The 3826-nt window shown below is 61.3% G+C and carries 5 protein-coding genes; all 5 read left to right on the plus strand.

The genetic code is table 11. The features are described from left to right. On the plus strand, window positions 1-377 hold a 377-nt coding region (gene lepB, locus FEM54_RS26905; protein WP_138453689.1), incomplete at its 5' end, for a signal peptidase I. Window positions 378-529: 152 nt separating this feature from the next. Further along, window positions 530-1219, plus strand: a complete 690-nt coding sequence (gene rnc / locus FEM54_RS26910) for a ribonuclease III (RefSeq protein ID WP_017136295.1) — start codon at window positions 530-532, stop codon at window positions 1217-1219. Continuing rightward, window positions 1212-2114: a GTPase Era gene (era, locus tag FEM54_RS26915; protein WP_028618988.1), complete on the plus strand. Its 903-nt coding sequence runs from the start codon at window positions 1212-1214 to the stop codon at window positions 2112-2114. Before rnc ends, era begins: the two co-directional genes overlap by 8 nt. 159 nt (window positions 2115-2273) lie before the next feature. After that, a complete protein-coding gene (gene recO / locus FEM54_RS26920) occupies window positions 2274-2963 on the plus strand; it encodes a DNA repair protein RecO (RefSeq protein ID WP_099548483.1) in 690 nt (229 codons plus the stop codon). A gap of 51 nt (window positions 2964-3014) precedes the next feature. After that, window positions 3015-3758: a pyridoxine 5'-phosphate synthase gene (gene pdxJ / locus FEM54_RS26925; RefSeq protein ID WP_138453690.1), complete on the plus strand. Its 744-nt coding sequence runs from the start codon at window positions 3015-3017 to the stop codon at window positions 3756-3758. Window positions 3759-3826 lie beyond the last annotated feature (68 nt).

Raw genomic sequence — 3826 nt, forward strand, 5'->3', positions numbered from 1 at the left:
ACAAGCGCCTGTTCGTCAATGGTGAGTCGGTAGCCGAGAAGTTGATCGGCACCGAGCCGAACACCCTGGGCAGCGCTGAGCTGTATCAGGAAAAACTCGGCGCAGTAGAGCACCAGATCCGCAAGGAAATTAGCCGCTACCGCTCGCCGCCCGACACCGAATGGAAAGTGCCTGCCGGGCACTACTTCATGATGGGCGACAACCGTGACAACTCCAACGACAGCCGGTATTGGGATGACCCTAATATCCCCAAGGACCTGCTGGGCATGGTTCCCGACGAGAACATTGTCGGCAAGGCCTTTGCGGTCTGGATGAGCTGGCCGGAACCCAAGCTCAGCCACCTGCCGAACTTCTCGCGGGTCGGGCTGATCAAGTAATACAGGCGGCGCTGTGAACACAGCGCCGAATGCTTTTCTGGGGTTGGGACAATTATTGGCCCAACTCCTTGCTGTACCAATCAGGATTTGAATTTGAACACTGCGTCAATCGTCGATGGCCGCCGGTGCCACCAAACAGAAATGGGTAAACCGTGAGCGTTTCTCTAAGCCGTCTCGAGCGCCAGCTCGGCTACACCTTCAAGGATCAGGAATTGATGGTCCTTGCCCTCACACACCGCAGCTTTGCAGGGCGCAATAACGAGCGCCTGGAATTCCTCGGTGATGCCATCCTCAACTTTGCCGCCGGTGAGGCGCTGTTCGAGCGTTTCCCGCAAGCGCGCGAGGGCCAGCTGTCACGCCTGCGTGCACGCCTGGTAAAAGGCGAGACCCTGGCCGTGCTGGCCCGTGGTTTCGGCCTGGGTGAGTACCTGCGCCTTGGGTCCGGCGAGCTGAAAAGCGGTGGCTTTCGCCGCGAGTCGATCCTGGCCGATGCCCTCGAAGCGTTGATCGGTGCGATCTACCTGGATGCAGGCATGGAGACCGCCAAGGAGCGCGTAGTCGCCTGGCTGGCGTCGGAGATCGAGAGCCTGACGCTGGTCGACACCAACAAAGATCCCAAGACCCGCCTGCAGGAATACCTGCAGTCGCGTGGTTGCGAACTGCCACGTTACGAAGTGGTGGATATCCAGGGTGAACCCCATTGCCGCGTGTTCTTCGTGGAATGTGAAATCACCTTATTGAATGAAAAAAGCCGAGGTCAGGGTGTGAGCCGTCGTATTGCCGAACAGGTAGCGGCCGCTGCAGCACTGATTGCCCTGGGCGTGGAGAATGGCCATGACTGATTCAACCGCAACACGCTGTGGCTATGTTGCCATCGTCGGCCGCCCGAACGTGGGCAAGTCCACGCTGCTGAACCACATCCTCGGCCAGAAGCTGGCGATCACCTCGCGCAAGCCGCAGACCACCCGCCACAACATGCTGGGCATCAAGACCGAAGGCAATGTGCAAGCGGTCTACGTCGACACCCCAGGCATGCACAAAGGTGGCGAGAAGGCGCTGAACCGCTACATGAACAAAACCGCTTCGGCGGCGTTGAAAGACGTCGACGTGGTGATCTTCGTGGTCGACCGCACCAAGTGGACCGACGAAGACCAAATGGTTCTGGAGCGCGTGCAGTACGTCACTGGCCCGTTGATCGTCGCGCTGAACAAGACCGACCGTATCGAAGACAAGGCTGAGCTGATGCCGCACCTCAGCTGGCTGCAGGAACAACTGCCGAACGCCCAGATCATCCCGATCTCGGCCCAGCACGGCCACAACCTTGAGGCCCTGGAACGCGTGATCGCCGAGCACCTGCCGGAGAACGAGCACTTCTTCCCGGAAGACCAGATCACCGACCGCAGCAGCCGTTTCCTGGCCGCCGAACTGGTACGCGAGAAAATCATGCGCCAGATGGGCGCCGAGCTGCCGTACCAGATCACCGTCGAAATCGAAGAGTTCAAGCAGCAGGGCAAAACCCTGCATATCCACGCGTTGATCCTTGTAGAGCGTGACGGCCAGAAGAAAATCATCATTGGCGACAAGGGCGAGCGCATCAAACGCATCGGCACCGAAGCGCGCAAGGATATGGAATTGCTGTTTGATTCCAAGATCATGCTTAACCTGTGGGTGAAGGTTAAAGGTGGTTGGTCCGATGATGAGCGCGCGCTGCGTTCCCTGGGCTACGGCGACCTGTAACACCCCGCAGTATCTCTGTGGGAGCGGGCTTGTGTGGGAGCTGGCTTGCCTGCGATAGCATCACCTCGGTGCAACTGAATGACCGAGGTGCCTGCATCGCGGGCAAGCCCGCTCCCACATTGGTTTGTCGCTGTTCTTAAGTTCTGCGAAGAGACTTGCATGTCCCAAACCCCACCCCCCAGCCAACTCGCCTACGTCCTGCACAGCCGCGCCTACCGCGAGACCAGCGCTTTGGTGGATTTCCTCACGCCCCAAGGCCGCTTGCGCGCGGTGTTGCGCAGTGCGCGGGGCAAAGCGGGTACGTTGGCACGGCCGTTTGTGGCGCTGGACGTAGAGTTTCGTGGCAAGGGCGAGCTGAAAAACGTCGGCCGCCTGGAAAGCGTCGGCACCTCGGCCTGGCTCAATGGCGAAGCGCTGTTCAGTGGCCTCTACCTCAACGAACTGTTGATCCGCCTGCTGCCCGCCGAAGACCCGCACCCCGCCGTCTTCGATCACTATGCCGCCACGCTTATGGCCCTGGCCGAAGGTCGCCCGCTGGAGCCGCTGCTGCGCGCCTTCGAATGGCGCCTGCTCGATGACTTGGGCTACGGCTTCGAACTGAGCAACGACCTGCACGGCGACCCCATCGCCGCCGACGGTATGTACCGCCTGCAAGTCGACGCCGGCCTTGAGCGCGTGTACCTGCTGCAACCGGGCCTGTTCCAGGGCACCGAGCTGTTGGCCATGAGCGAAGCGGACTGGACAGCCCCTGGTGCCTTGTCCGCCGCTAAGCGCCTGATGCGCCAGGCGCTGGCCGTGCATTTGGGCGGGCGCCCGCTGGTCAGTCGCGAGTTGTTTCGAAAGCCCTGACAAGCCCGTGTATGCTGTGCAGCGTTTCTTTCCCTTTTCAGGAGCGCTTCCGTGACCACCAGCAATCGCATTCTTCTTGGCGTCAACATCGACCACGTCGCCACCCTGCGCCAGGCCCGGGGCACCCGTTACCCCGACCCGGTCAAGGCCGCGCTGGACGCCGAAGAAGCGGGCGCCGACGGCATCACCGTGCACCTGCGCGAAGACCGTCGCCACATTCAGGAGCGCGATATACTGGTGCTCAAGGACGTGCTGCAAACCCGCATGAACTTCGAGATGGGCGTCACCGAAGAAATGATGGCGTTCGCCGAACGCATCCGCCCGGCGCATATCTGCCTGGTGCCGGAAACCCGCCAGGAACTCACCACCGAAGGCGGCCTCGACGTGGCCGGCCAGGAAGCGCGGATCAAGGCGGCGGTGGAGCGCCTGTCGAAGATCGGCAGCGAAGTGTCACTGTTCATCGACGCCGACGAGCGCCAGATCGAAGCGTCGCGTCGTGTCGGCGCGCCGGCGATCGAACTGCACACTGGCCGTTACGCCGATGCCACCACGCCCACCGAAGTGGCTGAGGAACTGCAGCGCATCATCGACGGCGTCAAGTGCGGCCTCAACGAAGGCCTGATCGTCAACGCCGGCCATGGCTTGCACTACCACAACGTCGAAGCCGTGGCCGCGATCAAGGGCATCAACGAGCTGAACATCGGCCATGCGCTGGTGGCGCATGCGCTGTTCGTCGGTTTCAAAGGCGCGGTTGCCGAAATGAAAGCCCTGATTCTGGCGGCTGCCAAGCACTGATCAGACACTGGAAATCTCCTGTGGAGCGGGCTTGTGTGGGAGCTGGCTTGCCTGCGATAGCATCACCT

It is taken from the genome of Pseudomonas edaphica (genome assembly GCF_005863185.1).
In the GTDB taxonomy this organism is placed as follows: domain Bacteria; phylum Pseudomonadota; class Gammaproteobacteria; order Pseudomonadales; family Pseudomonadaceae; genus Aquipseudomonas; species Aquipseudomonas edaphica.